This is a genomic window from Streptomyces sp. NPDC020597, assembly GCF_044335095.1.
Lineage (GTDB): Bacteria > Actinomycetota > Actinomycetes > Streptomycetales > Streptomycetaceae > Streptomyces.
This window is the reverse complement of record NZ_JBIRUL010000034.1, coordinates 20,220-44,456: the sequence shown is the minus strand read 5'-3', so window position 1 is coordinate 44,456 and position 24,237 is coordinate 20,220. Positions and strand designations below refer to the sequence as shown.

17 protein-coding genes and 2 pseudogenes are annotated in these 24,237 nt (G+C 71.9%); 9 read left to right on the top strand and 10 right to left on the bottom strand.

Annotated features, from left to right (window positions below; translation table 11 throughout):
• The first annotated feature begins 63 nt into the window (after nt 1-63).
• A complete protein-coding gene (locus ACH4ZA_RS35235; RefSeq protein ID WP_398433250.1) occupies nt 64-2,730 on the top strand; it encodes a DEAD/DEAH box helicase in 2,667 nt (888 codons plus the stop codon).
• A 40-nt stretch (nt 2,731-2,770) separates the two neighbouring features.
• On the opposite strand, the pseudogene ACH4ZA_RS35230 reads toward ACH4ZA_RS35235, so the two are convergent.
• The 7 genes and pseudogenes from ACH4ZA_RS35230 to ssd all read right to left on the bottom strand — a co-directional run.
• Nucleotides 2,771-3,346, bottom strand: a pseudogene (locus ACH4ZA_RS35230) (Rv3654c family TadE-like protein); the annotation flags it as partial.
• Between the two features lie 122 nt (nt 3,347-3,468).
• Nucleotides 3,469-3,834 (bottom strand): annotated as a pseudogene (locus ACH4ZA_RS35225) (TadE family type IV pilus minor pilin); the annotation flags it as partial.
• A 22-nt stretch (nt 3,835-3,856) separates the two neighbouring features.
• Nucleotides 3,857-4,087, bottom strand: a complete 231-nt coding sequence (locus ACH4ZA_RS35220; RefSeq protein ID WP_398433249.1) for a DUF4244 domain-containing protein — start codon at nt 4,085-4,087, stop codon at nt 3,857-3,859.
• Nucleotides 4,088-4,222: 135 nt separating this feature from the next.
• Entirely contained in the window at nt 4,223-5,032 is an 810-nt protein-coding gene (locus ACH4ZA_RS35215) for a type II secretion system F family protein (RefSeq protein WP_398433248.1), read from the bottom strand.
• Nucleotides 5,033-5,103: 71 nt separating this feature from the next.
• On the bottom strand, nt 5,104-5,967 hold the full coding sequence (locus ACH4ZA_RS35210) for a type II secretion system F family protein (protein ID WP_398433247.1): 864 nt from the start codon (nt 5,965-5,967) through the stop codon (nt 5,104-5,106).
• Nucleotides 5,968-6,075: 108 nt separating this feature from the next.
• Complete coding sequence (locus tag ACH4ZA_RS35205; RefSeq protein WP_319275632.1) at nt 6,076-7,275, bottom strand: TadA family conjugal transfer-associated ATPase; 1,200 nt, start codon at nt 7,273-7,275, stop codon at nt 6,076-6,078.
• Nucleotides 7,272-8,375, bottom strand: coding sequence for a septum site-determining protein Ssd (gene ssd / locus ACH4ZA_RS35200; protein ID WP_398433246.1), 1,104 nt, complete (start codon nt 8,373-8,375; stop codon nt 7,272-7,274). Before ssd ends, ACH4ZA_RS35205 begins: the two co-directional genes overlap by 4 nt.
• A gap of 581 nt (nt 8,376-8,956) precedes the next feature.
• On the opposite strand from ssd, the gene ACH4ZA_RS35195 reads away from it, so the two are divergent.
• On the top strand, nt 8,957-9,790 hold the full coding sequence (locus tag ACH4ZA_RS35195; protein ID WP_319275634.1) for an HAD family hydrolase: 834 nt from the start codon (nt 8,957-8,959) through the stop codon (nt 9,788-9,790).
• A gap of 521 nt (nt 9,791-10,311) precedes the next feature.
• Here ACH4ZA_RS35195 and ACH4ZA_RS35190 read toward each other — a convergent pair.
• Complete coding sequence (locus tag ACH4ZA_RS35190; protein WP_319275636.1) at nt 10,312-11,136, bottom strand: oxidoreductase; 825 nt, start codon at nt 11,134-11,136, stop codon at nt 10,312-10,314.
• Between the two features lie 101 nt (nt 11,137-11,237).
• Here ACH4ZA_RS35190 and ACH4ZA_RS35185 point away from each other — a divergent pair, with 101 nt between their 5' ends.
• On the top strand, nt 11,238-12,224 hold the full coding sequence (locus ACH4ZA_RS35185) for an ATP-binding protein (RefSeq protein ID WP_398433244.1): 987 nt from the start codon (nt 11,238-11,240) through the stop codon (nt 12,222-12,224).
• Between the two features lie 134 nt (nt 12,225-12,358).
• On the opposite strand, the gene ACH4ZA_RS35180 is transcribed toward ACH4ZA_RS35185, so the two are convergent.
• Nucleotides 12,359-13,639: a hypothetical protein gene (locus ACH4ZA_RS35180; RefSeq protein ID WP_398433243.1), complete on the bottom strand. Its 1,281-nt coding sequence runs from the start codon at nt 13,637-13,639 to the stop codon at nt 12,359-12,361.
• A gap of 336 nt (nt 13,640-13,975) precedes the next feature.
• Between ACH4ZA_RS35180 and ACH4ZA_RS35175 the strand changes: the two genes are divergently transcribed.
• The 6 genes from ACH4ZA_RS35175 to ACH4ZA_RS35150 all read left to right on the top strand — a co-directional run bounded on the left by ACH4ZA_RS35175 (nt 13,976) and on the right by ACH4ZA_RS35150 (nt 22,889).
• On the top strand, nt 13,976-16,804 hold the full coding sequence (locus ACH4ZA_RS35175) for a SulP family inorganic anion transporter (protein ID WP_398433242.1): 2,829 nt from the start codon (nt 13,976-13,978) through the stop codon (nt 16,802-16,804).
• Between the two features lie 437 nt (nt 16,805-17,241).
• The gene (gene acs / locus ACH4ZA_RS35170; RefSeq protein ID WP_398433241.1) at nt 17,242-19,203 is read left to right on the top strand and encodes an acetate--CoA ligase; all 1,962 of its coding nucleotides are present in this window, start codon (nt 17,242-17,244) and stop codon (nt 19,201-19,203) included.
• A gap of 288 nt (nt 19,204-19,491) precedes the next feature.
• Complete coding sequence (gene nhaA, locus ACH4ZA_RS35165) at nt 19,492-20,958, top strand: Na+/H+ antiporter NhaA (protein ID WP_398433240.1); 1,467 nt, start codon at nt 19,492-19,494, stop codon at nt 20,956-20,958.
• A gap of 162 nt (nt 20,959-21,120) precedes the next feature.
• Nucleotides 21,121-21,609: a phage holin family protein gene (locus ACH4ZA_RS35160; RefSeq protein ID WP_319275647.1), complete on the top strand. Its 489-nt coding sequence runs from the start codon at nt 21,121-21,123 to the stop codon at nt 21,607-21,609.
• Nucleotides 21,606-22,556 carry an alpha/beta fold hydrolase gene (locus ACH4ZA_RS35155; protein WP_398433239.1) on the top strand — a complete coding sequence of 317 codons (951 nt, stop codon included), beginning with the start codon at nt 21,606-21,608 and terminating at the stop codon, nt 22,554-22,556. The genes ACH4ZA_RS35160 and ACH4ZA_RS35155 overlap by 4 nt, the downstream gene beginning before the upstream one ends.
• A 150-nt stretch (nt 22,557-22,706) precedes the next feature.
• A complete protein-coding gene (locus ACH4ZA_RS35150; protein WP_319275651.1) occupies nt 22,707-22,889 on the top strand; it encodes a hypothetical protein in 183 nt (60 codons plus the stop codon).
• Between the two features lie 147 nt (nt 22,890-23,036).
• Here ACH4ZA_RS35150 and ACH4ZA_RS35145 read toward each other — a convergent pair whose 3' ends face one another.
• Nucleotides 23,037-24,236: a MarP family serine protease gene (locus tag ACH4ZA_RS35145; RefSeq protein ID WP_319275653.1), complete on the bottom strand. Its 1,200-nt coding sequence runs from the start codon at nt 24,234-24,236 to the stop codon at nt 23,037-23,039.
• Nucleotide 24,237 lies beyond the last annotated feature (1 nt).

The window sequence follows — 24,237 nt, the reverse complement described above, 5'->3', positions numbered from 1 at the left end:
CTATCGAGCGGTCGTCCCTCGGAACACCTGAACAGGAGCCCCCGGGACGGTACGCCAGCCGCGATGGCATTCAATCACTTACCGGCAGGCGTGCACGACGCCTTGGCTCCATTGTCCGTCACGCCAGTGACACACTCGGTGCCGATGGCCAATAATCTCCGATCCGATCCATCCTCGCCCGAGACCGCGTCCCGCCTGTCTCCGGGCGCGGTCCTCGACCGGCTCGCCCCCGGACCGAGCCGGGCGTCGCGCATCACTCATACGGAGCACTTGCCCCCGCGCGCGGGCCGCCATGCCGTCTGGCCCGACCGGATTCGTTCCGAGGTCGTCGCGGCCGTGCAGGCCTGCGGCATCGAGCACCCCTGGGCCCATCAGGCCCTGGCCGCCGAGCACGCCCTCGACGGGGACTGCGTGGTCGTCGCCACGGGCACCGCGTCCGGCAAGTCGCTGGCCTACCTCGTACCGGTCCTCTCGGCCCTCCTGGACGGCTCCGAGGCCCCCAACGGCCGCGGCGCCACGACGCTCTACCTGGCCCCCACCAAGGCCCTGGCGGCCGATCAGTGCCGCTCGGTGAAGGAACTCTCACAACCTCTCGGCAACGCCGTACGGCCGGCCGTGTACGACGGCGACACGCCGTTCGAGGAACGGGAGTGGATCCGCCAGTACGCCAACTACGTCCTCACCAACCCCGACATGCTGCACCGGGGCATACTCCCGTCCCACCCCCGCTGGTCCTCCTTCCTGAAGTCCCTGAAGTACGTCGTCATCGACGAGTGCCACACCTACCGCGGCGTGTTCGGCTCCCACGTCGCCCAGGTCCTGCGGCGGCTGCGCCGCCTGTGCGCCCGCTACGGCTCCTCCCCGGTCTTCCTGCTGGCCTCCGCGACCGCGGCCGAGCCTGCCGTAGCCGCCGGCCGTCTCACCGGCCTCCCCGTGGTGGAGGTCGCCGACGACGCCTCCCCCCGAGGGGAACTGGTGTTCGCACTCTGGGAGCCGCCGCTCACCGAGATGGTCGGCGAGAAAGGTGCACCCGTCCGGCGTACCGCCACCGCCGAGACCGCCGACCTGCTGACCGACCTCGCCGTCCAGGGCGTGCGCACCGTCGCCTTCGTCCGCTCCCGGCGCGGCGCGGAGCTGGTCTCCGTGATCGCCCAGGAACGCCTGGCCGAGGTCGACCGCTCGCTCGCCCGGCGTGTCGCCGCCTACCGCGGCGGCTACCTGCCCGAAGAGCGGCGCGCCCTGGAGCAGGCCCTCCACTCGGGCGAGCTCCTCGGTCTCGCCGCGACCACCGCCCTGGAACTCGGCATCGACGTCTCCGGACTCGACGCCGTCCTGATCGCGGGCTATCCGGGCACACGCGCCTCCCTGTGGCAACAAGCCGGGCGGGCGGGCCGCGCGGGTCAGGGCGCACTGGCCGTGCTCATCGCCCGCGACGACCCCCTGGACACCTTCCTCGTCCACCACCCGGAGGCGCTGTTCGACCGTCCGGTGGAATCGACGGTCCTCGACCCCGACAACCCGTACGTTCTCGCCCCGCATCTGTGCGCGGCGGCCGCCGAGCTGCCGCTCACCGACGAGGACCTCCCGCTGTTCGGCCCCGAGACCGAAGGCCTGCTGCCACAACTGGAGGCCGCAAAGCTGCTGCGCCGCCGGACGAGGGCCTGGCACTGGACGCGCCGCGAATCGGCCGCCGACCTGGCGGACATCCGCGGCCAGGGCGGCCGCCCGGTCCAGGTCGTCGAGACCGGCACGGGCCGACTGCTCGGCACGGTCGACGCCGGGGCCTCCCACACCACCGTCCACGAGGGTGCGGTCCACCTCCATCAGGGCCGCACGTATCTCGTGCGTTCCCTGGACCTGGACGACTCGGTCGCCCTGGTCGAGGAGGCCAGCCCGCCCTACTCGACGGTCGCCCGCGACACGACGTCGATCTCCGTCCTGGAAACGGACGTCGAAGTCCCCTGGGGTCAGGGACGGTTGTGCTACGGGTCGGTGGAAGTCACCAACCAGGTCGTCTCCTTCCTTCGCCGGCGTGTCATCACCGGTGAGGTCCTGGGCGAGTCGAAACTCGACCTCCCTCCCCGTACATTGCGCACGCGCGCCGTGTGGTGGACCGTCACCGACGACCAGCTGGACGCGGCCCGGATCAACCCCGAGATTCTCGGCGGGGCCCTGCACGCCGCCGAACACGCGTCGATCGGCATGCTGCCGCTCTTCGCGACCTGCGACCGCTGGGACATCGGCGGCGTGTCGGTGCCCCTCCATCCCGACACGCTGCTGCCGACGGTCTTCGTCTACGACGGCCATCCCGGCGGCGCGGGCTTCGCGGAGCGGGCCTTCCACACCGCCGGCGCCTGGCTGACCGCCACCCGCCAGGCCATCGCCTCCTGCGAGTGCGACGCCGGCTGCCCGTCCTGCATCCAGTCCCCCAAGTGCGGCAACGGCAACGACCCCCTGCACAAGAGAGGCGCGGTCCGCCTCCTCACGGAGCTCCTGCGGGAGGCTCCGCAGGAGAAGCCCGAACCGACCACGGAGGACTCGGGGGAAGCGACCGCAGAGGAGACGGAGGAACCGACCGCGCGGCAGACGGCGGAGCCTGCCGCGCAGGAGGGGGCGGGAGAGCGCCGGCAGGCTGAGCCGGACGTGGGTCCGCAGGCAGAGCCGGAGATGTCTGCGGTGACGGAGGCACCGGACGTGCCGCCGCCTCCGGCGGTCCCGCCCGCGCCCTGACCTCGGCCGCGAACGGTCCCCGTCCCGAGGACGCCGTCACGTCCGAGATCTGGCCGATCACAGAGCACCGCACCAGCCGCGCACCTTGCGCGCGGGCCACCCGGTCCGCCCGTGCACAGGCCCGGTCGGCGCCGTCCGACCAGTGATCGGCGGCCGCGAGCGCCGCGAGGTCGGCGCCGCCCGCGGCCCGGTGCCGGGTCGTCACAGCCTGCCCGAGGGCGAGTACCGCGCCGAACACCACGCACAGCACGGCGATCACGCCGACGCTCCAGACGGTGGCCGAGCCGCGGTCTCCACCCCGACGGCGGCCGGCCGAGAGACGCCGAAGGCGGGTCCGGCGCCCCTCGGCGCGACGCAGGCGCCCGCCGAGACCTTCCCGCAGGCCGCGGAGATCGCCCCTCCCGCCTTCGCCGAGACCACGAAGGCCTCTCCCGCCTTCGGCGACGCCATGACGACCCCTCGTGCCTTCGCCGAGGCCGTGCAGACCCGCCCCGCCCCCTCCTGCGTGGCGCAGGTCTCCCCCCTCCGCCGAGAGGCCGCGCAGACGCCTCCCGCCCTGGCCGAGGGGGCGGGGCAGCCCCCTGCGGTCCGCTTCGACGCGCCCGGGGCGGCTCATGACGCCGTCTCCGCACCCGGGGCCTCCCCATGGCCGTCGGCCGCGCTCCCGGTGTCTCCCGGGCCGTCGCCCGCGTTCCCGGTGCCCCCTCGGCCTCCGCGGCCTCCAGGGTCCTCTGCGCCACCCTGCTCGCCCACGGTGTCCTCCGCGGCGGCCACGGCCTCCTCCCGTACCTCGAAAGGCAGCCCACGCAGTCCCGGCGGCTTCGCCACGACCACCACACGAACCTGATCGCCCTCCCTGCCGACGGTCACCCGCGCCCCGCGCGGCGCCGTGGCGCGGGCCACCTCGAGCACCGCGGCGTCCGGATCCCGCCGGGCCGCGGCCCGGGCGCCCGCCCTGGCCGCGTCCACGCACTGGATCTGGGCGGACACGGCGAGCAGCCCCCAGACCAGCGACATCGCGAAGACCACCAGCACCGGCAGCACCACGGCCGACTCCGCCGTCACGAACCCGCGGTCCCCGCGGCAGCGCTGCCGTCGGGACAGGCGCGCGGGCTCGCCTCCGTGCCTACGCGCCCGCACTGAGCGCCCGCTTCACCAGCGCCTGCAGTTGCTCCGCGACCACATCGCTCGTCACCACCTGGTAGAGAAGCACCGCGAAGCCAACTGCCGCCACGATTCCCATCGCGTACTCGGACGTCACCATTCCCGCGTCCCGCCGTGCACCCTGCGCCCCGCGCACCAGGGCGAACAGCCTTGCCCTCACCGTCCGTACCACCCGTGCCGTCGTCCTGCTCATCTCAACCCCCGTTATTTCCGGTCCAGTTCGGCTGAGCCCAGTTCGGCTGAGCTCACTTTCGTTCTGTCGATCTCTCGTCGTCCGGCCGCTCATACGCGTCGCGTCGTCACGGCCCACCCCCTTCCAGCACTCCACTCATGGCCCACCCCCTTCCAGCACTCCACCTGTCAGTCCGAGCACGATCGGCAGCACCCCGACCGCGATGAAGGCGGGAAGGAAGCACAGCCCCACAGGCGCCGTGACCATGACGGCCGCCCGCCGGGCCCGAGCCGTCGCCGCGCGCGCCCAGCCGGCCCGGGTGTCGGCGGCGAGCCGGGCGACGGGTGCGGCGGCCGGCACACCCGACACGTCAGCCCGCTCCAGCAGCCCGGCCAGCGCCGCCGCGCCGGGCGTCGCGGCCAGCTTCCGCCAGGCGGAGCCCGGTTCGCCGCCCAGCCGTACCTCGGCCGCACCGCGCGCCAGCCCGTTCCCGACGGGACCGCCCAGAGCGTCACCGACCGCCTGCGCCGCGAACACCGGTCCGGCCCCGGCCGCGATGCAAGCGGCCAGCAGATCCGCAGCGAGCGGGAGCTGCCGTGCGGCGAGCCCCGCGGCGCCCTCGCTCACCCTGCTCGTGGCCCGCTGCCGACGTCGCCAACGTCCCAGACCCACCGCGCCCGTCAGCCCCAGGGCGAGACCCGCGACACCGCCGACCGCCACCCATCCGGCGCCCGCCACAAGCAGTTCGGGGAGCCACCGCCCTACGACCTCCCGCGGCCTCGGACGCCGTCTGCCCGGCGGCGGCTCGTACGCCGGACCCGACGCCGCGTCCGAGGTCAGCAGCCCGGCCAGCCGCCGACGGGCCCTGCGCCCGCGCCTGACCGCAGCCAGCCGCCGTACCGACCACCACAGGGCCGACGCGATCCCCACGGCCGCCCCCAGCCTGTGGACAACTTCTCCGTTCATGACCGCTCCGTCCACATCGCCCATGTCCCGTCTCCCTCGACGCCGGTCCGGCCGCCCGGCCCGTGTCCCGCTCACGTCGCCTCCGCCTTGCGCACGATCCGCAGCGCCCACCACGCCCCGGCGCCCTCCAGCACTCCGCCGACGAGCAGGCAGCCCAACCCCGCTCCGGTGTGCAGCAGGACGTGCAGGGGGTCGGCGCCGAGCGCGGCGCCCAGCAGCAGTCCCAGGACCGGCAGGCCGGCGAGCATCACCACGGTGGCGCGGGGTCCTGCCAACTGGGCTCGCAGATCGGCTCGTTGGTCCCGCTCCGCTCGCAGGGCGGCTTCGAGACGATCGAGTCCGGCCGCGAGACCCGCACCCTGGTCCACGGCCACCCGCCAGCACGCGGCCAGTCCGAGCAGTCCCTCGGCGCCCGGCGACCGTGCGGCGAGCGCCAGGGCTCGTGGCACGTCACCGCCGAACCGCGCCGCCGCCAGCACCATGGGCTGCGCCTCGCCCAGCCCTCCCGAGTCCCGCGCGGCCCACTGCAACGCCTCCCCGGGCTGCCGGCCCGCGAGCACCTCCCCCGCGAGCGCCGCGCACAGCGCGATCACCGCGTCACCTCGCCGTTCCCCCTCCCGCCGCGTCTCGGCCGCCCGCCGCGCCCGGCGCAGCAGGGGCACTCCGGCCGCCCCCGCGACGACCGGCAGTGCCGAGCCGCCCAGCATCGCGAGGAGCACACCGGCGACCGGCGCCCACCATTCGGGCCGCCACCGCCCCCTGAACCTGCGCAGTTCGCCGACCAGTCGGCGCCAGGCCGGGGGCGGCCCACTGCCTACCGCTCCGCCTCCGGCGAGCAGCAGCTGCGCCCTCCTGGCCCCCGCGTACGGTCCGCCCGTCAGCCAGGCCGCTGCCCCTGCACAGGCCACGGCGGCAGCCATGGGCATCTCACTCATCACACCCGCCCACCCCTTCATCACCGGTCACAGTCCTTTCCTCTCCCTCACCCGTCACAGCCCTTTCCTCTCCGTCACCCGTCAGAGCCCTCTGCTCTCCCTCACCTCTCATCGCGCCCACGCGTCGGCCTCCTCGCTCCGCAGCAGCTCGCGCAGCTGCTCCCATCCCCGCTCGCGGGCGAAGGCGTCGGGCGTCCAGCGCAGTGCCGGCACGGTCCGCACCAATCCGGAGGGGTCCCGTTCCAGCACGTGCACCTCCGCGATCCGCCGTCGGCCGGCCGGGTCGCGTGCCAGGTGCAGGACCACCGACAGCGCTGCCGCCAACTGGCTGTGCAGGGCGACCCGGTCGAGCCCGGCCGCCGTGCCGAGCGCCTCCAGCCGGGCAGGGACATCACCGGCGGCGTTGGCGTGGACCGTGCCGCAGCCGCCCTGGTGGCCCGTGTTGAGCGCCGCCAGGAGATCGACGACCTCCCGCCCGCGCACCTCGCCCACGACGAGCCGGTCCGGCCGCATCCGCAGGGCCTGGCGCACCAGGTCCTCGAGCGTGACGAGCCCCGCGCCCTCCTGGTTGGCGGGTCTGCTCTCCATGCGGACCACGTGCGGATGGTCCGGTCGCAGCTCCGCCGAGTCCTCCGCCAGGACGATCCGCTCCCCCGGCCCCACCAGGCCGAGCAGCGCACTCAGCAAGGTCGTCTTGCCGCTCCCGGTCCCACCGCTGACCAGGAAGGACAACCGTGCTCGCAGCAGGGCCCGCAGCACCCGATCGCCGCCCGGCGGGACCGTGCCTGCCGCCACCAGCTCCTCGAGCGTGAAGGCGCGAGGCCGCGCGACGCGCAGCGACAGGCAGGTGCAGCCGACGGCCACCGGGGGCAGTACCGCGTGCAGTCGCGTCCCGTCCGGCAGCCGGGCGTCGACCCACGGGCGGGCGTCGTCCAGCCGCCGTCCGGCCACCGCCGCCAGTCGCTGGGCCAGGCGTCGCACGGCCGCCGCGTCCGGGAAGGAGACATCGGTCGGCTCGAGGCCGCCGCCGCGGTCGACCCACACCAGGTCCGGGGCGGAGACCAGCACGTCCGTCACCAGGGGATCGGCCAGCAGCGGCTCCAGAGGGCCACTGCCGATCAGTTCGGAGCGCAGATGCTCGGCCGCCCCGAGGACCTCCGCGTCCCCGAGGACCCGGCCCTGTTCGCGAAGGGCCTGCGCCACACGCGCGGGAGTGGGATCGGCCCCGCTCTCGGCGAGCCACTGGCGTACGCCGTCCAGAAGCGCCCTGGCCTCTCTCGTCTGCCCGAGGCCGAGCGGCGCGTTCACGACCTGCCCGTCTCGGTCAGTGCCCGCTCCCAGAACTCCTTGCAGAACCGGGCGAGGGGCCCGCTCGCGGTCGCCCCCGGCGGCGCCTTCCCGCCGTCCGGGCGCAGCAGGCCCGCCTCGACGGGCACCTCGCCTGCCAGCGGCAGCCCGAGCAGGCGGGACACCTCGGCGTCGTCGAGCCCGGGTCCGTAGGGGCCGCGCACCGCCACCCGCAGGTCGCGCAGCACCATGCCGACGGCGGAGGCCACGCGACCGGCCGCCGCGACCGCGCGCAGTTCGGCGGGGACCACGAGGAGGCCCAGGTCGAGTTGGGCCAGCACCTCGGCGCCCGAGTCGTCGATACGGCGTGGCAGGTCGACGACGACCGTGCCGCCCCTGCGTCGCGCTGCGGCGAGCACGGCGCGTACGGCCTGGGGCGCGACGGCCACGCAGTCGCCCCGGTCCCAGCTCAGGACGCGCAGCGCGTGCAGCCGGGGCAGCGACTCCTCCAGTGCGCCGCCGCCGACTCGCCCCCGGGAGGCGGCGAAGGCGGGCCAGCGCAGGCCTTCGGCGCTCTCGCCGCCGAGGAGCACGTCGAGTCCACCGCCCAGCGGGTCGGCGTCCACCAGCAGCGTGCGCAGCCCTTCGCGTGCCGAGGTGACGGCGAGGGCGCAGGCGAGTGTGGACGCCCCGGCGCCGCCGCGGCCGCCGATCACGCCGACGGTGAGGGCCGGCCGGCCGATGCCTTCGGCGACGTCGGCGATGCGGTCGACCAGCCACTGCTCGCCGTCGGGAAGCATCAGCACGTGGTCGGCGCCGATCTCCACGGCGCGCTGCCACACGCCCGAGTCGTCCTGGTCGCGGCCTACGAGGACCACCCCACGCCGGCGGACGGCCCCGCGCACGCGGCGTGCCGCGTCGTCGCCGACCAGGACGAGCGGCGCGGACTCCCAGCTGCCCCGGCGCTCCGGCGCCGAGTGGTGCACCTCCGGTGTCGCGCCGGCCGCGGCGCACAGGCGCAGTAGATCGTCGAGGAGGTCCGGGTCCTCCGTGACGATGAGGGGCTTGCCCGGCCGCCCTCCGGCGGTGTGCGGCGGCTCGTGTGTGACGGCTCCGGTCATGATTTCCATCCCCTTCACTGCGGAGCCGAGCGGTGTCCGCGGCCCCGTGATTCACCAATGCGCGGAGAACCGGTGTGCGGTCTCCGTATGAGCGGCCACCGGAAACCGGCGGCGGGCATCCGGGAAACGGAACCGACCATGCGAAGTCGGTCCGAGCGGATGCGTGGGAATCACGGTGCGACGAACCCGGAAATCGTGTGGATCTTGGTGGAAAACTGTGGACGAGTGGACAGTTGTGAATATCGCCATCACCCGAACCGGTGAGCACGGCGCCATCTCCTGTGCGACTCCCGCAGAGCAGTCCGACGACTACACATCGTGACGGTTCGAAGGCATGCGGAGGAGGCGGCCGCGGCCGCCTCGGAGCGGCGCACTCGCCGCGTTCAGAAGGAGAAAACCCACCCGGACATGCGACGACCCCCGCCGGGGGGGAGAGCGGGGGTCGTCTCCACGGCCGACTCGGGGGGGGAGGAGCCGGACCGGGTTAGCACGGTCGCGAACGATCCGTGACTTCCATGGTGTACCCGAGAGCCCTCTCAGGCAAACCCACGCGCCCACCTTACGCCGAATGGGCTGCCCCTATGCTCTTGGTTGTGGAAAACCACTCCTTGCCCCGCACAGCGGCCTTCTTTGACCTGGACAAGACGGTCATTGCGAAGTCGAGCACGCTCACCTTCAGCAAGTCCTTCTACCAAGGCGGGCTGATCAACCGCCGGGCGGCCTTGCGCACCGCGTACGCCCAGTTCGTCTTCCTCGTCGGCGGTATGGACCACGACCAGATGGAACGGACCCGCGAGTACCTGTCCGCCCTCGTGCGCGGCTGGAACGTCCAGCAGGTGAAGGAGATCGTGGCCGAGACCCTTCACGACCTGATCGATCCGCTGATCTACGACGAGGCGGCCTCACTGATCGAGGAGCACCACGTCGCCGGCCGCGACGTGGTCATCGTCTCCACCTCGGGCGCGGAGGTGGTCGAACCGATCGGCGAGCTGCTCGGGGCGGACCGTGTGGTGGCCACCCGCATGGTCGTGGGCGAGGACGGCTGCTTCACCGGTGAGGTGGAGTACTACGCGTACGGTCCGACGAAGGCGGAGGCGATCAAGGAGTTGGCCGCGTCCGAGGGCTACGACCTCTCCCGCTGCTATGCCTACAGCGACTCGGCGACCGACCTTCCGATGCTGCAGTCGGTCGGGCACCCGCACGCGGTGAACCCGGACCGGGCGTTGCGGCGCGAGGCCGTGGCGCGAGGATGGCCGATTCTCGACTTCCACCGGCCGGTGCGCCTCAAGCAGCGGATTCCCGCATTCTCCGTGCCGCCGCGCCCGACGCTCGTCGCCATGGCGGCCGTCGGAGCGGCGGCGGCCACTGCGGGCTTGGTGTGGTACGCCAGCAGACGCCGGGCGGCGACCGCCTGAGGCGGGCGCCGCACACCCGCCCGCCCGCAAAACCGTCCCGCCGCACACCCCTCAGCCCGTCCGCCCTGCGCGCGTCCGCGGCGCCCCCTACCCGGAATCGCGCCGCAATGACCGTTTACTTCCAATTCGCCGTTATTTGAGAGTAAAAGTAAAGAACTGGTGCCAGGGCTTCCGCTTGTCCGGGTCCTGGAGTACAAAGGACTCAACGGCCCGCGAGACCAAGGACATCCGAGAGGATCACCTTAATAACGCATTTGGCCCCACGGACCGCGCATGAGAATCAGGCACCCACGCGACGTCGACCCGTCGATTACGGGCCAGCCGCACCAGGTCACGGGCAAAGTCCCGACCTGATGGGCATATATCGAGGACGCTTGGTAACCAGGTGATCATGCCAGCGGCGGTACGAGGACTCGTACCGCCGCAACCCTTTGCCAGGCCCCCGTACGGGGGCCTTTTTCACGTGCCGCTCCACGCGCGCGTGGAACCCCGTCACACCGCTCCGCGCGTGTGGGGCCCCGTCATGCCGCTCCCCGCTGCAGCGCCTCGCACACCGCCGTCGACTCGCGGGCTCCCAGCTCCACGGCCCTGCCGCAGTGGGCGATCCACGCCGCCATGCCGTCGGGGGTGCCGGACACGTAACCGTCCAGGGCCGCGAGATAGGCGGCACGGCCGAGTTCGGCGTGACCCGTCTCGGCGGGACAGACGGACTTGGGGTCGAGGCCGCTGCCGATCAGGACGATGCGCTCGGCGGCCCGCGCCACCAGACCGTTGCAGGAGGTGAAGGGGCGGAGCGCCAGAAGTTCCCCGTGCACGACCGCGGCCGTCACCAGGGCGGGCGCGGACCCTCCCGCGATGATCAGTCCGGACAGCCCCTCCAGGCGACCGGCCAGCTCGTCCGCGCCCGGTAGAGGCAGCTCGATCAGCGGTTCGTCGACCGCCTCCCCGGCGTGGCGCGGACGCCCGACCTCGTCACCGTCGCTCGCCGCGGCGACGAGGTGCAGACGCGCCAGCACCCGCAGGGGCGACTGCCGCCAGATGGACAGCAACTGGCCCGCCTCCGCGGTGAGCCGCAGCGCGGCGCCCATGACGCGCGCGTCGCCCTCCACGCCGAAGTCGCTGCGTCGGCGCACCTCCTCCAGGGCCCAGTCCGCACCGGACAGCGCCGCCGAACCGCGAGCTCCGCGCAGGGCGGCTTCGGAGGTGACCGCGTCGCTGCGCCGGCGCATGACACGGTGCCCGTAGACCCGGTCCACGGCCTTGCGGACGGACTCCACGGACTCGGCCACGCCGGGCAACGAGCCCAGGGCCGCGAGCGGATCGGCGGACGCGCCTGTCGTACTCATGAGTACGACACTACGCAACCTGCGCCCGCACCCCACGAAGGAGTGGTCTTCTTCACGCACTCCTGTCACATACAGCTACTTGTTCACTACGCTTGGTGAACATGAAAATTGCTTTCGTCGGGAAGGGAGGCAGCGGCAAGACGACGCTGTCCTCCCTGTTCATCCGTCACCTCGCCGCCGCCGGCGCACCCGTCATCGCGGTCGACGCCGACATCAACCAGCACCTCGGGCCTGCGCTCGGCCTCGACGAGTCGGAGGCCGCCGAACTGCCCGCGATGGGCGACCGACTGCCGTTGATCAAGGACTATCTGCGCGGTTCCAACCCCCGCCTCGCCTCCGCCGAGACGATGATCAAGACGACACCGCCCGGCGAGGGCTCACGCCTGCTGCGGGTGCGCGAGGACAACCCGGTGTACGACGCGTGCGCCCGGCCGGTGGAACTCGACGGCGGCGCCGTCCGTTTGATGGTCACGGGGCCTTTCACGGAAGCCGACCTGGGGGTCTCGTGCTACCACTCCAAGACGGGAGCGGTGGAGCTGTGCCTGAACCACCTGGTGGATGGTCGTGACGAGTACGTCGTGGTGGACATGACCGCCGGCTCGGACTCCTTCGCCTCCGGCATGTTCACCCGCTTCGACGTCACGTTCCTCGTCGCCGAACCGACCCGCAAGGGGGTCTCCGTCTATCGCCAGTACAGGGAGTACGCCCGCGACTTCGGCGTCGAGCTGAAGGTCGTCGGCAACAAGGTGCAGGGCCAGGACGACGTCGACTTCCTCCGCGCCGAAGTCGGCGACGACCTGCTCGTGACGGTCGCGCACTCGGACTGGGTACGTGCGATGGAGAAGGGCCGACCGCCCCGGTTCGCGCTCCTTGAGGACGCCAACCGTCGCGCCCTGGACCTTCTGCGGACGACAGCCGACGCGGCGTACGACAGCCGGGACTGGGAGCGCTACACCCGCCAGATGGTGCACTTCCACCTCAAGAACGCCGAGTCCTGGGGCAACGAACGCACCGGGGCCGACCTGGCAGCACAGGTCGACCCCGGCTTCGTCCTGGGAGAAGACGTCTCCGCCACCGCCTCCGTGTGACGGATCCCGCGGTGGCCCTCCGGCGGGCGCCTCGTCGGCGGCGCCTGCCGTGACCGCCGGGCCCCGGCACCGGGGCCGGCGTCGGCGCGCGGGCGCCAGGGCCGGGGCAGGTCGGCGGCGGTGATCCTCGTCGGCTACCGCCTCACCGCCGGCGCCCCGGGCACGCCCTTGGGGGCCGGAGCCGGGCGGCCGGAGAGGAAGGACGCCCAGCCCTGCTTGGGGGCCTCGCCCACGTCCAGGGTGCGCATCGCGGCGAGGGCCGCCGGGTCCTGGGCGTCCAGCCAGTCGGCGAGCTGCCGGAAGGACACGCAGCGCACGTCGGGTTTGTTGCAGACGTGCTCGACGACCTGCTCGACGGCGCGCATGTACGTTCCGCCGTTCCAGGACTCGAAGTGGTTGCCGATGATCAGCGGCGCGCGGTTGCCGTCATAGGCCCGGTCGAAGCCCTTGAGCAGGCTCTCGCGCATCTGGTCGCCCCAGTAGGCGAACTTGGCCCGGTCGCCCTGGGTGGCGGTGCCGGACTGGTTGACCATGTAGTTGTAGTCCATGGTGAGCTGCTCGTAGCGGTGACCGGGGAAGGGCACGAGCTGCATGGACAGGTCCCACAGGCCCTGCTTCTTGCCGGGCCAGACCTGGTTGTTGACGCCGCTGGTGTCGTAGCGGAAGCCGAGCTGGCGCGCGGCCGTCATGAAGTTCTTCTGGCCTTCGAGGCAGGGCGTGCGCGCGCCGACGAGCTCTTTGTCGTAGTCGAAGGGCAGCGGGGCCGCCTTCTTCATGCCGGTGTTGCTCTTCCAGGTCTTGACGAACTGTTTGGCCTGGCCGATCTCGTCCTTCCACTCGTCGACGGACCACTCGCCGACGCCGCCGTTCCTGCCGCAGAAGTGACCGTTGAAGTGGGTTCCGATCTCGTTGCCCTCCAGCCACGCCAGGCGCAGCTGCTTCACGGTGGCGGCGATGCCCTGTTCGTCGTTGAACCCGATGTCCGAGCGGCCGGGCGAATGCTGCGGCGGCTTGTACAGGTCGGCCTTCTCCTCCGGCAGCATGTACACGCCGCTGAGGAAGTAGGTCATGGTCGCGTGGTTGTCCCTGGCGACCTTGCGGAAGTGGGAGAACAACTTCTGGCTGTCCTCGCCGGCGCCGTCCCAGGAGAAGACCACGAACTGCGGCGGCTTCTCGCCCGGCTTCAGGCGTTCGGCCCTGGGCAGATGGGGCTGCGCTCCGGTGTACGCGGTGGAACCGTCGCCGATCAGTCTGACCAGGCTCTTGGGCGCCGGGGCCGGCTTCGCCTTCTCAGCCCCCGAAACACCTTCCTCCGAGCCGTGGGAACCACCGGTTCCCGCGGTGCAACCGGCGAGCGATGCGGCTACGGCCGCGGCGACCACTGCGCCTGCGGCGATCCTCTGGGTGGCGGCCATGTTCCGCCCACCTTCTTCCTTCTCTCGGCCAACGCCGACGACGGCGTTCTCTGACGACGCGCCGGAACGAGCCGACGGCGCCGTCAAGATCGCATGAGCCCGAGAAGGAATTAATACGACAAGCCGAAAAAAAGACCACTTCACCCTTTCGGGCGATCTCTTGCCCTATTTGCCACAAAAATCCATGCTTGACCTTTACTCTGCATTACGATTCGTTTACCGAGCGTTGAGATTCATCCCGCCGCTGCACGCCGTGACCCACGGCCGCGACCACCCCCGCCACAGCCGGGGGACCACCAGTTCCGCGACCGCGCTGCCCCGGAGGAGACGGGAACCATGTCCGCCTGCGTCCCCACCCGCACCACCGCCCACTCGACGCGCACCGAGCACGTCCGACAGCCCCACAGTCCGCCACCGCCCCCTCGTCGCCGCTTCCGCGTCGCGGGCGCCGACGTGTCCGCCTCGATCGCGGTGTTCCTGATCGCCCTCCCGCTGTCCCTGGGCATCGCCCTCGCCACCGGCGCGCCCCTGCAGGCCGGCCTCGTGGCCGCCGCCGTGGGCGGGATCGTCGCCGGCTGGATCGGCGGGTCGCCGCTCCAGGTCAGCGGCCCCGCGGCAGGCCTGACCGTCGTCACCGCCGATCTCATCCAACGCTACGGATGGCGCACGACCTGCGCCATCACCGTCCTCGCCGGACTCGCCCAGCTGGGCCTCGGCTGTCTGCGCGTGGCGCTCACGGCCCTCGCCGTCAGCCCCGCCATCGTGCACGGCATGCTCGCCGGCATCGGCGTCACCATCGCCGTCGCCCAACTCCACGTCGTCCTCGGCGGCAACCCGCAGAGCTCCGTCCTCGACAACCTTCGCAGCTTGCCGCGTCAGTTGGCCCACCTGCACCCCGCGGCCGTCGTCGTGAGCGCGCTGACGCTGGCACTGCTGCTGCTCTGGCCGCGTATCCCCGGCCGACCGGGCCGCCTGCTGAACAAGGTGCCCGCCGCACTGGTCGCGGTCACCGGCTCCACCACCATGGCCGCGCTCGCCGGCCTCACCCTGCCGAAGGTCGACCTGCCGTCCTGGAGCAGTCACGCCCTGGCCGGGCTTCCCGAGGGGCCGGTGCTCGGGCTGGTGGCCGCCGTGCTCACCACCACACTCGTCTGCAGCGTCCAGTCGCTGCTCGGCGCGGTGGCCGTGGACAAGATGATCGCCACCCGTCCCGGTCTGCTCGGCTCCCGCTCCGCCCGCGTCGGCCGCTCCGATCTGGACCGCGAGCTGCTCGGCCAGGGCGCGGCCAACATCGTCTCCGGCGCGCTCGGCGGACTCCCGGTCGCGGGCGTGGCCGTGCGCAGTTCGGCGAACGTCCGAGCCGGCGCCGTGAGCCGGAACTCCACGATGCTGCACGGCGTTCTCGTAGTAGTCGCCGCGCTGCTGATGGTCCCGATCCTGGATCTCATCCCGCTCGCCTCACTCGCCGCCCTGGTGATGGCCGTCGGCATCCAGATGGTGTCCCTGCACCACATTCGCACGGTGACGCGCCACCGAGAGGTGCTGGTGTACGCCGTCACCACCCTCGCAGTGGTCGTCCTCGGGGTCCTCGAAGGCGTGGCCCTCGGCATCGCCGTGGCCGTCGCGGTGGCCCTGCACCGCCTGGCCCGCACCCGCATCACGCACCACGAGAAGGAAGGAGTCCATCACGTACAGGTCAGAGGCCAGTTGACGTTTCTCGCCGTGCCGCGACTGAGCCGCATGCTGCACCTCGTCCCCCAAGGCACCCATGTCGTGGTCGAGTTGGACGGGTCCTTCATGGATCACGCCGCGTACGAGTCACTGCAGCACTGGCAGAAGACGCACACCGCCCACGGTGGCTCCGTCCATCTGACCGGCCGGCGCTCCGCCTTCGGGGGCAGAATCCTCGAGCCCGCCGCCGCCGAAGACACTGAAGAGCAGGAAGTGGGCGCTGCCCTCGCCGACTGCCGCTGCCGGCCCTGGACGCCATGGCGCAACCACCAGTGCGAGCAGCCGATGTCCGCTCGCGTGTCCTCGGAGGACGGCGGCGACGGCGGCACGGGCGGCGGATCGAGCGCCGAGCCCGGCACCTCGAAGTCGACACGGTCGGCCGGCGGGCCCGTCGGGTGGCGCGGAGAACCGGCGCAGGACGAACCCGGGCACGAGGTGCCGGTGCACGGCGAATCGGTGCACGGCAGACCGGCGCACGGCTCCGCGTGCTTCGCCGGAACAGAGGGCTCGGTGGCCGAAGCCGGGTCCGACGGGGCCCGGTTCGGGGTCGATGGGCCCTCCGATGCCGGCGGGGCTCCCGAGGTGGGCCGTATGCCCGGCGGCGGTGCCTGCGCCCGTACCGGGAAGAGCGCCGACGGCCACGAGGTCGTCGCCGGGGCCCATCGGCCCGGGTCCGTCGGCGCCGGCGGACCCGGGCGCGAAGGCGGAGGCGAAAGCGCGCGGTTCGGGAGCGGGACCGAGCCGAGGACGTCCGAGCCGAGCGCACGGCGGCTGTTCCGTGGCATCAGCGCGTTCCAGCGCAACACCGCGCCGCTGGTACGGGGCGAGCTGGCTCGACTGGCGCGGGAGGGTCAGCAGCCGTCCCAGCTGTTCCTCGCCTGCGCCGACTCGCGGCTGGTCACGTCGATGATCACCTCCAGTGGTCCCGGCGACCTGTTCGTGGTGCGCAACGTGGGCAACCTGGTGCCACCCTCCGGCGAGGAGAGCGGGGACGACTCGGTGGCTGCCGCGATCGAGTACGCGGTGGACGTGCTGAAGGTGCGGTCCATCACGGTGTGCGGGCACTCGGGGTGCGGGGCCATGCAGGCGCTGCTCACCTGCGAGCCCGGCGCGGCGCGCACGCCGCTGAGACGGTGGCTGCGGCACGGTCTGCCGAGCCTGGAGCGGATGTCCGACGACAGCAGGCCGGTTGCCCGGCTGGCCGGACGGGCGGCGGCGGACACGGTCGAGCAGCTGTGCCTGACCAATGTCGTCCAGCAGTTGGAGCACCTGCGGACACACCCGTCCGTGACGCGGGCGCTGCAGGCCGGGGCGCTGGAAGTGCACGGTCTCTACTTCCATGTCGGCGAGGCCCAGACGTATCTGCTCACCGAGGCCGGGCAGGGCGGAGGCGAGGTCTTCGACCACGTAGGGGTGGCGGACGTGTCCGCCTGAGTCCCGACGCGCAGGCCTCGACAGGCGCAGGACTCGACCGCGCGTCTGTCAACGCACCGCGCACCGCTGCCCTCCCGGGACTCGGACGAGAGGGCGACGGTCGCGGTGGAGAAGGGGCGGCTGGTGTGAGAGGCGTTACACCTGCTGAACTCCATCCGTTCCGTGTCCGTGAGTACGGATGACCCCTGACCCGGTGCGGCGGGGCGAGTACCTCGCGTCACCCCGGCCTGCCCTCGACACCGACCCCCGTCCCGCCCGCACCCGGGATGCTCCACTCACCGGGACAGGTCTAAACCAATTACATGTCGGCCCTTGTCACCGGCCCCTCGGGTCTGATGAGCTGTGGCCTGGGACACAACGGACACGGACACCCTTCGAGAGGGAGATGTCGTGAACAACGAAAGCCTGGCCAACCTGCTGGGGAAGGAGAGTGGCGTATGACCGAGTCTCCTTCACTTTCCAACCTGCTCAAGGAAGAGCGCAGGTTCACGCCGCCCGCGGAGCTGGCGGCCCACGCCAACGTCACGGCGGAGGCGTACGAGCAGGCCAAGGCTGACAGGCTCGGCTTCTGGGCCGAGCAGGCCCGTCGGCTCACCTGGGCCAAGGAGCCGACCGAGACGCTGGACTGGTCGAACCCGCCGTTCGCCAAGTGGTTCAAGGACGGCGAACTCAACGTCGCCTACAACTGCGTCGACCGGCACGTGGAGGCCAGCAACGGGGACCGGGTCGCCATCCACTTCGAGGGGGAGCCGGGCGACAGCCGCGCACTCACCTACGCCGAGCTCAAGGACGAGGTGTCCAAGGCCGCCAACGCCCTGCTGGAGCTGGGAGTTCGCAAGGGCGACCGGGTCGCGGTGTACATGCCGATGATCCCCGAGACGGCGATCGCGATGCTCGCCTGCGCCCGGATCGGCGCAGCGCACTCCGTCGTCTTCGGCGGCTTCTCGGCGGACGCGCTGGCCACCCGCATCCAGGACGCGGACGCCAAGGTCGTCATCACGTCCGACGGGGGCTACCGGCGCGGCAAGCCGTCCGCGCTGAAGCCGGCCGTCGACGACGCCGTCGCGCGCGTGGACAGCGTCGAGCACGTCCTCGTGGTGCGGCGCACCGGCCAGGACGTGGCCTGGACCGAGGGCCGGGACGTGTGGTGGCACGAGGTCGTCGACCGCCAGCCGGCCGAGCACACGCCCGAGGCGTTCGAGGCCGAGCACCCGCTCTTCATCCTCTACACCTCCGGCACCACGGGTAAGCCGAAGGGCATCCTGCACACCTCCGGCGGCTACCTCACGCAGACCGCGTACACCCACCACGCGGTCTTCGACCTCAAGCCCGAGACCGACGTGTACTGGTGCACCGCCGACGTCGGCTGGGTGACCGGCCACTCGTACATCGTGTACGGGCCGCTGGCCAACGGCGCGACGCAGGTCATGTACGAGGGCACGCCCGACACCCCGCACCAGGGCCGCTTCTGGGAGATCGTGCAGAAGTACGGGGTCACCATCCTGTACACGGCGCCGACCGCCATCCGCACGTTCATGAAGTGGGGCGACGACATCCCCGCGAAGTTCGACCTGGGCAGCCTGCGCGTGCTGGGCTCGGTCGGGGAGCCAATCAACCCCGAGGCGTGGATCTGGTACCGCAAGCACATCGGGGGCGACCGCACGCCCGTCGTGGACACCTGGTGGCAGACCGAGACCGGCGCGATGATGATCTCGCCGCTGCCGGGTGTGACGGCGACGAAGCCGGGGTCGGCGCAGACGCCGCTGCCGGGCATCTCCGCGACCGTCGTCGACGACGAGGCCAACGAGGTGCCGAACGGCGGCGGCGGTTATCTGGTCCTGACCGAGCCGTGGCCGTCGATGCTGCGCACCATCTGGGGCGACGACCAGCGATTCCTCGACACGTACTGGTCCCGCTTCGAGGGCAGGTACTTCGCGGGCGACGGAGCGAAGAAGGACGACGACGGGGACGTCTGGCTCCTCGGGCGCGTCGACGACGTGATGCTGGTGTCGGGTCACAACATCTCCACCACCGAGGTGGAGTCCGCGCTGGTGTCCCACCCGTCCGTCGCCGAGGCAGCGGTCGTGGGCGCCGCGGACGAGACGACCGGGCAGGCCATCGTCGCCTTCGTCATCCTGCGCGGCACGGCGAACGCGGAGGACGAGCATCTCGTCGCCGACCTGCGCAACCACGTGGGCGCCACGCTCGGCCCGATCGCCAAGCCGAAGCGCGTCCTGCCGGTCGCGGAGCTGCCGAAGACCCGCTCCGGCAAGATCATGCGCCGGCTGCTGCGGGACGTCGCGGAGAACCGGCAGCTGGGTGACGTCACCACGCTGACCGACTCCACGGTCATGGACCTCATCCAGGCCAAGCTCCCCGCCGCACCCAGCGAGGACTGAGCCCCCGAGGGCCTTGCTCCGAGGCCCCCGCGGACCCGCTCTCCACCGGGCCGTCCGGCGCACGCCGCGCCGGACGGCCCTTCGCGCGCCCCCTTGCCCTCGTGCTCTCCCGCCCGGGTGGCCCGCAGGCTCGGGGAACCCGGGCAGCCGCAGGGAGCCGCATGCCGCTCTGCTCCTGATGCGTCTCGCAGCGCCGTGGGTAGGCTCAGGAAGGAACGTGAACCTCAGGTGCGCCGGGAAGTCTGGTCGGCATGTCGTCACCCCTGCCCACCGACCGGAGGTCTCCCAGTGAACGCGCCCCTCTCCCCGGCCCCCGGCCCCCGCAAGTCCTTCGGACGGCTCTCGCTGCCCGAGCGGAACTTCGTCGCGGAGGCCCTGCGCACGGAGACCGTCGGCGGGGTCCTTCTGCTCGTGGCCGCCGTGACCGCGCTGATCTGGGCGAACGCACCCGGCCTGCACGACGCCTACGAGAGTGTGAGCCACTTCCACCTGGGTCCCGAGGCCCTCGGACTCCACCTCTCCCTGGAGCACTGGGCGGCCGACGGCCTCCTCGCCGTCTTCTTCTTCGTCGCCGGCATCGAACTCAAACGAGAACTCGTCGCCGGTGACCTCAAGGACCCGAGAGCCGCCGCGCTCCCGGTCGCGGCGGCCCTGAGCGGCATGGTCGTGCCGGCGCTCGTCTACACGCTCACGAACCTCACGGGCGGCGGCGACCTGAGCGGCTGGGCCGTGCCCACGGCCACCGACATCGCGTTCGCGCTCGCCGTGCTCGCCGTCATCGGCACCTCGCTGCCGAGCGCGCTGCGCGCCTTCCTGCTCACCCTCGCCGTCGTCGACGACCTGTTCGCGATCCTGATCATCGCGGTCTTCTTCACGAGCACCATCGACTTCGCCGCGCTGGGCGGCGCGATCGCGGGGCTCGTCGTCTTCTGGCTGCTGCTGCGCTGGGGCGTACGCGGCTGGTACGTGTATCTGCCGCTCGCGCTGATCGTGTGGGGGCTGATGTACAACAGCGGCGTCCATGCCACGATCGCCGGCGTCGCCATGGGGCTGATGCTGCGCTGCACGACGCGCGACGGCGAGGAGCACTCCCCCGGCGAGCGGATCGAGCACCTTGTGCGGCCTTTCTCCGCCGGGGTCGCGGTCCCGCTGTTCGCCCTGTTCAGCGCCGGGGTGACCCTCTCGGGCGGCGCCCTCGCGAACGTGTTCGGCCGGCCGGAGACGCTGGGCGTCGTACTCGGCCTCGTAGTCGGCAAGACGCTGGGCATCTTCGGCGGGACCTGGCTGACCGTCCGCTTCACCGGGGCTTCGCTCAGCGAGGACCTGGCCTGGGCGGACGTCTTCGCCGTCGCGTCCCTCGCCGGCATCGGTTTCACCGTCTCGCTGCTGATCGGGGAGCTGGCCTTCGAGGGCGACGCGGCCCTGACCGACGAGGCGAAGGCCGCGGTCCTGATGGGCTCGCTGATCGCGGCGGCCCTGTCGACGCTGCTGCTGAAGCTGCGCAACGCCCGGTACCGCCGGATGTGCGAGACGGAGGAGCGCGACGACGACCTCGACGGCATCCCCGACGTCTACGAACAGGACGATCCGGCGTACCACCTGCGGATGGCGGAGATCCACGACCGCAAGGCCGCCGAACACCGCCGGACGGCCGAGGAGATCAGCCGGCGGATCGCCCGGGAGGACGCCGCCGCGCGCCACGGGCTTGCCGAAGTGCCGGGCGGGGCAGGCGAGGACGGCGACCGTCCGGCATGATCTGACGGGACGGTACAAAAGAACCTGGGAACCAAACCGGAAACGAAGCCGGAAGCGATGCCGAAAACACATCGGACGCCCCGGCCATCGAAACCCGGAAACCCGGTGCCCGGAAACCCGGAACCCGGAAACACAGAGCAGCAGCAGGAGAGGGAGAACGCGATGAGCGCACCCGACGGCAGCCCGGTCGGCGCCGAACGCAGCATCGGCCAGCTGTTCGCCTCGGCGACGACCGAATTGTCGGCGCTGGTGCACGACGAGATCGCGCTGGCGAAGGCGCAGTTGAAGCAGGACGTCAAGCGCGGCGCAGTGAGCGGCGGGGCGTTCTCGGTGGCCGGCGCGGTCCTGGTGTTCTCCCTGCCGATGCTGAACTTCGCCCTGGCGTACGGCATCCGGACCTGGAGCGACTGGAACCTCGCGGTCTGCTTCCTGCTGTCCTTCGCGGCGAACGTGCTGGTGGCGGTCGTCCTGGTGCTGATCGGCGTGGTCTTCGCGAAGAAGGCGCAGAAGGGCAAGGGCCCGCAGAAGGTGGCCGCGTCCATGAAGGAGACGGCGGGCGTCCTGCAGAACGCCAAGCCGCACCCGCGGCCCGAGCTGCCTCACGAGCGGGCGCCGGAGGCCCTCGAGGCTGTGGCACGCTCGTCGTCATGACGGACCCCGAGTTTCCCTCGCCCCCGCCCGCCTCGCTCGTACGGCCGGACGCGGTCCTCGGCATGCCGGTCACCCACCGCGAGGTCGCCGCGAACGGCGCGCGGTTCCACATCGCGGAGGCGGGCGACGGTCCGCTCGTCATGCTCGTCCACGGCTTCCCGCAGTTCTGGTGGACGTGGCGGCACCAGCTGGTCGCGCTGGCCGGCGCCGGCTTCCGGGCCGTGGCGATGGATCTGCGGGGCGTGGGCGGCAGCGACCGCACGCCCCGCGGTTACGACCCGGCCAACCTCGCCCTCGACATCACCGGCGTGATCCGTTCCCTGGGCGAGCCGGACGCCGCGCTGGTCGGGCACGACCTCGGCGGCTACCTGGCGTGGACGGCGGCCGTGATGCGTCCCAAACTCGTGCGGCGGCTGGTGGTCTCCTCGATGCCGCATCCCCGGCGCTGGCGCTCGGCGATGCTCGCCGACGTCCGGCAGACCGCCGCGAGTTCCCACATCTGGGGGTTCCAGCGGCCGTGGATCCCGGAGCGGCAGCTCACCGCGGACGACGGCGAGCTGGTGGGCCGGCTGATGCGGGACTGGTCCGGGCCGCGGCTGCCGGAGGACGACGCGGTGGAGACGTACCGGCGCGCGATGTGCATCCCGTCCACCGCGCACTGCTCCGTCGAGCCGTACCGGTGGCTGGTGCGTTCGCTGGGGCGTCCGGACGGCGTCCAGTTCTACCGGCGTATGAAGCGGCCGGTGCGGGTGCCCACGCTGCATCTGCACGGCTCCCTCGATCCGGTGATGCGCACCCGCAGTGCGGCCGGTTCCGGCGAGTACGTCGAAGCGCCGTACCGCTGGAGGCTGTTCGACGGACTCGGGCACTTCCCGCACGAGGAGGATCCGGTCGCTTTCTCCACTGAACTGGTCAGTTGGCTGAAGGATCCCGAACCCGACCGGTGACCGTTCGATCGCGATCGGTACACCGTTCGGCCGTGCCCGAGCCTCCGACTCGGCACACCTGTACGACGACCGGCCAAATGCCTGACGCATAGGCCAATTGGCGGCTCCCGGGGCGGTTATCGACCTTGGGGCAGGGGCAGACGTCCGGGTATGGGCTGGACGCACGACTACAGTGACGCAGGACGCAACCGCCGCTCGGCCAGTGGCCTGAGCCCCCACCGACGAGGCTCGGACCCGCAACTTCCGGATTCCGATCTCCGGGTGGGCATTCCGCGCATCCTGCGTCGCCGGGCCCGCTGGGTCTCGGTCCGCCTGCGCCACCCTCGAGGCTGACGCAGGCCGCGAGCGGCCCTGGGAGAGCCCCGCCGAACCCCCCGTACCGCTAACGCGTAGCGCCCGGCAGGCCGGGAAAGCCCGGCCGGCGCCGCGGTCGCGGCCGCGGAGAGTTCGCCGAGCCGGTGATCCCTTCCGGTCGCGGCGCTAGAGAGCGCAGCTGTCGCTGTCCACCTGCTGGCCTGCGGTACGCCCCGTGGAGATGTCCTGCTGGATCTCGTCCGCTGTGAGGGCGTAGCCGGTCTTGGCATCGTCCAGGGACTTCGCGAAGACCACGCCGTACACCTTGCCGTCGGGCGTGAGGAGCGGGCCTCCGGAGTTGCCCTGGCGGACGGTCGTGTACAGCGAGTACACGTCACGCTGCACGGTGCCGCGGTGGTAGATGTCGGGACCGTTGGCCGTGATGCGCCCGCGCACCCGCGCGGCCCGGACGTCGTACGACCCGTTCTCCGGGAAGCCCGCGACGATCGCGCTGTCGCCGCTCGCCGCGTCCCCGGTCGCGAACCGCAGGGCGGGCGCGTCGAGATCCGGCACGTCCAGGACCGCGATGTCGCGCTTCCAGTCGTACAGCACGACCGTGGCGTCGTACTTGCGCCCCTGACCGCCTATCTGGACGGTGGGCTCGTCGACCCCGCCGACCACGTGCGCGTTGGTCATGACCCGGCGCTCGCCGAACACGAAGCCGGTGCCCTCCAGGACCTTGCCGCAGCTCTCCGCGGTCCCCATGACCTTGACGATGGAGCGCTGGGCGCGCTTGGCCACCGCACTGTTCGCCAGCGCCGGGTCGGGCGGCCGGACGTCGGTGATCGGCTCGTTGGAGAACGGGCTGAAGACCTGGGGGAAGCCGTTCTGCGCGAGGACGGAGGAGAAGTCGGCGAACCAGGTGTCGGCCTGGGCGGGCAGCGCCCGGGACACCCCTTGCAGCACGTTGGAGCTGCGGACCTCCTTGCCGAGGGTCGGCAGGGTGGTGCCGGCCAGGGCGGAGCCGATCAGCCAGGCCACCAGCAGCATCGCCACGACGTTGACCAGCGCGCCGCCCGTCGCGTCGAGCGCGCGCGCCGGGGACCAGGTGATGTACCGGCGCAGTTTGTTGCCGAGATGGGTGGTGAGCGCCTGCCCGATCGAGGCGCAGACGATCACGACGATGACCGCCACGACGGCGGCCGTCGTGCTCACCTCGGAGTTCTCGGTCAGCGCGTCCCAGATCACGGGCAGCAGATACACGGCGACGAGACCGCCGCCCAGGAAGCCGATCACCGACAGGATGCCGACGACGAAGCCCTGGCGGTAGCCCACGACCGCGAACCAGAGGGCGGCGACCAGCAACAGGATGTCCAGCACATTCACG

Coding starts and splice junctions, on each gene's coding strand:
- ACH4ZA_RS35220 (WP_398433249.1), bottom strand. CDS start 4,087: ATGAGCAGGACGACGGCACGGGTGGTACGGACGGTGAGGGCAAGGCTG.
- ACH4ZA_RS35180 (WP_398433243.1), bottom strand. CDS start 13,639: ATGGCCGCCACCCAGAGGATCGCCGCAGGCGCAGTGGTCGCCGCGGCC.
- ACH4ZA_RS35195 (WP_319275634.1), top strand. CDS start 8,957: ATGCTCTTGGTTGTGGAAAACCACTCCTTGCCCCGCACAGCGGCCTTC.
- ACH4ZA_RS35190 (WP_319275636.1), bottom strand. CDS start 11,136: ATGAGTACGACAGGCGCGTCCGCCGATCCGCTCGCGGCCCTGGGCTCG.
- acs (WP_398433241.1), top strand. CDS start 17,242: ATGACCGAGTCTCCTTCACTTTCCAACCTGCTCAAGGAAGAGCGCAGG.
- ACH4ZA_RS35210 (WP_398433247.1), bottom strand. CDS start 5,967: ATGAGTGAGATGCCCATGGCTGCCGCCGTGGCCTGTGCAGGGGCAGCG.
- ACH4ZA_RS35235 (WP_398433250.1), top strand. CDS start 64: ATGGCATTCAATCACTTACCGGCAGGCGTGCACGACGCCTTGGCTCCA.
- ACH4ZA_RS35215 (WP_398433248.1), bottom strand. CDS start 5,032: ATGAACGGAGAAGTTGTCCACAGGCTGGGGGCGGCCGTGGGGATCGCG.
- ACH4ZA_RS35175 (WP_398433242.1), top strand. CDS start 13,976: ATGTCCGCCTGCGTCCCCACCCGCACCACCGCCCACTCGACGCGCACC.
- ssd (WP_398433246.1), bottom strand. CDS start 8,375: ATGACCGGAGCCGTCACACACGAGCCGCCGCACACCGCCGGAGGGCGG.
- ACH4ZA_RS35185 (WP_398433244.1), top strand. CDS start 11,238: ATGAAAATTGCTTTCGTCGGGAAGGGAGGCAGCGGCAAGACGACGCTG.
- ACH4ZA_RS35155 (WP_398433239.1), top strand. CDS start 21,606: ATGACGGACCCCGAGTTTCCCTCGCCCCCGCCCGCCTCGCTCGTACGG.
- ACH4ZA_RS35160 (WP_319275647.1), top strand. CDS start 21,121: ATGAGCGCACCCGACGGCAGCCCGGTCGGCGCCGAACGCAGCATCGGC.
- ACH4ZA_RS35150 (WP_319275651.1), top strand. CDS start 22,707: ATGGGCTGGACGCACGACTACAGTGACGCAGGACGCAACCGCCGCTCG.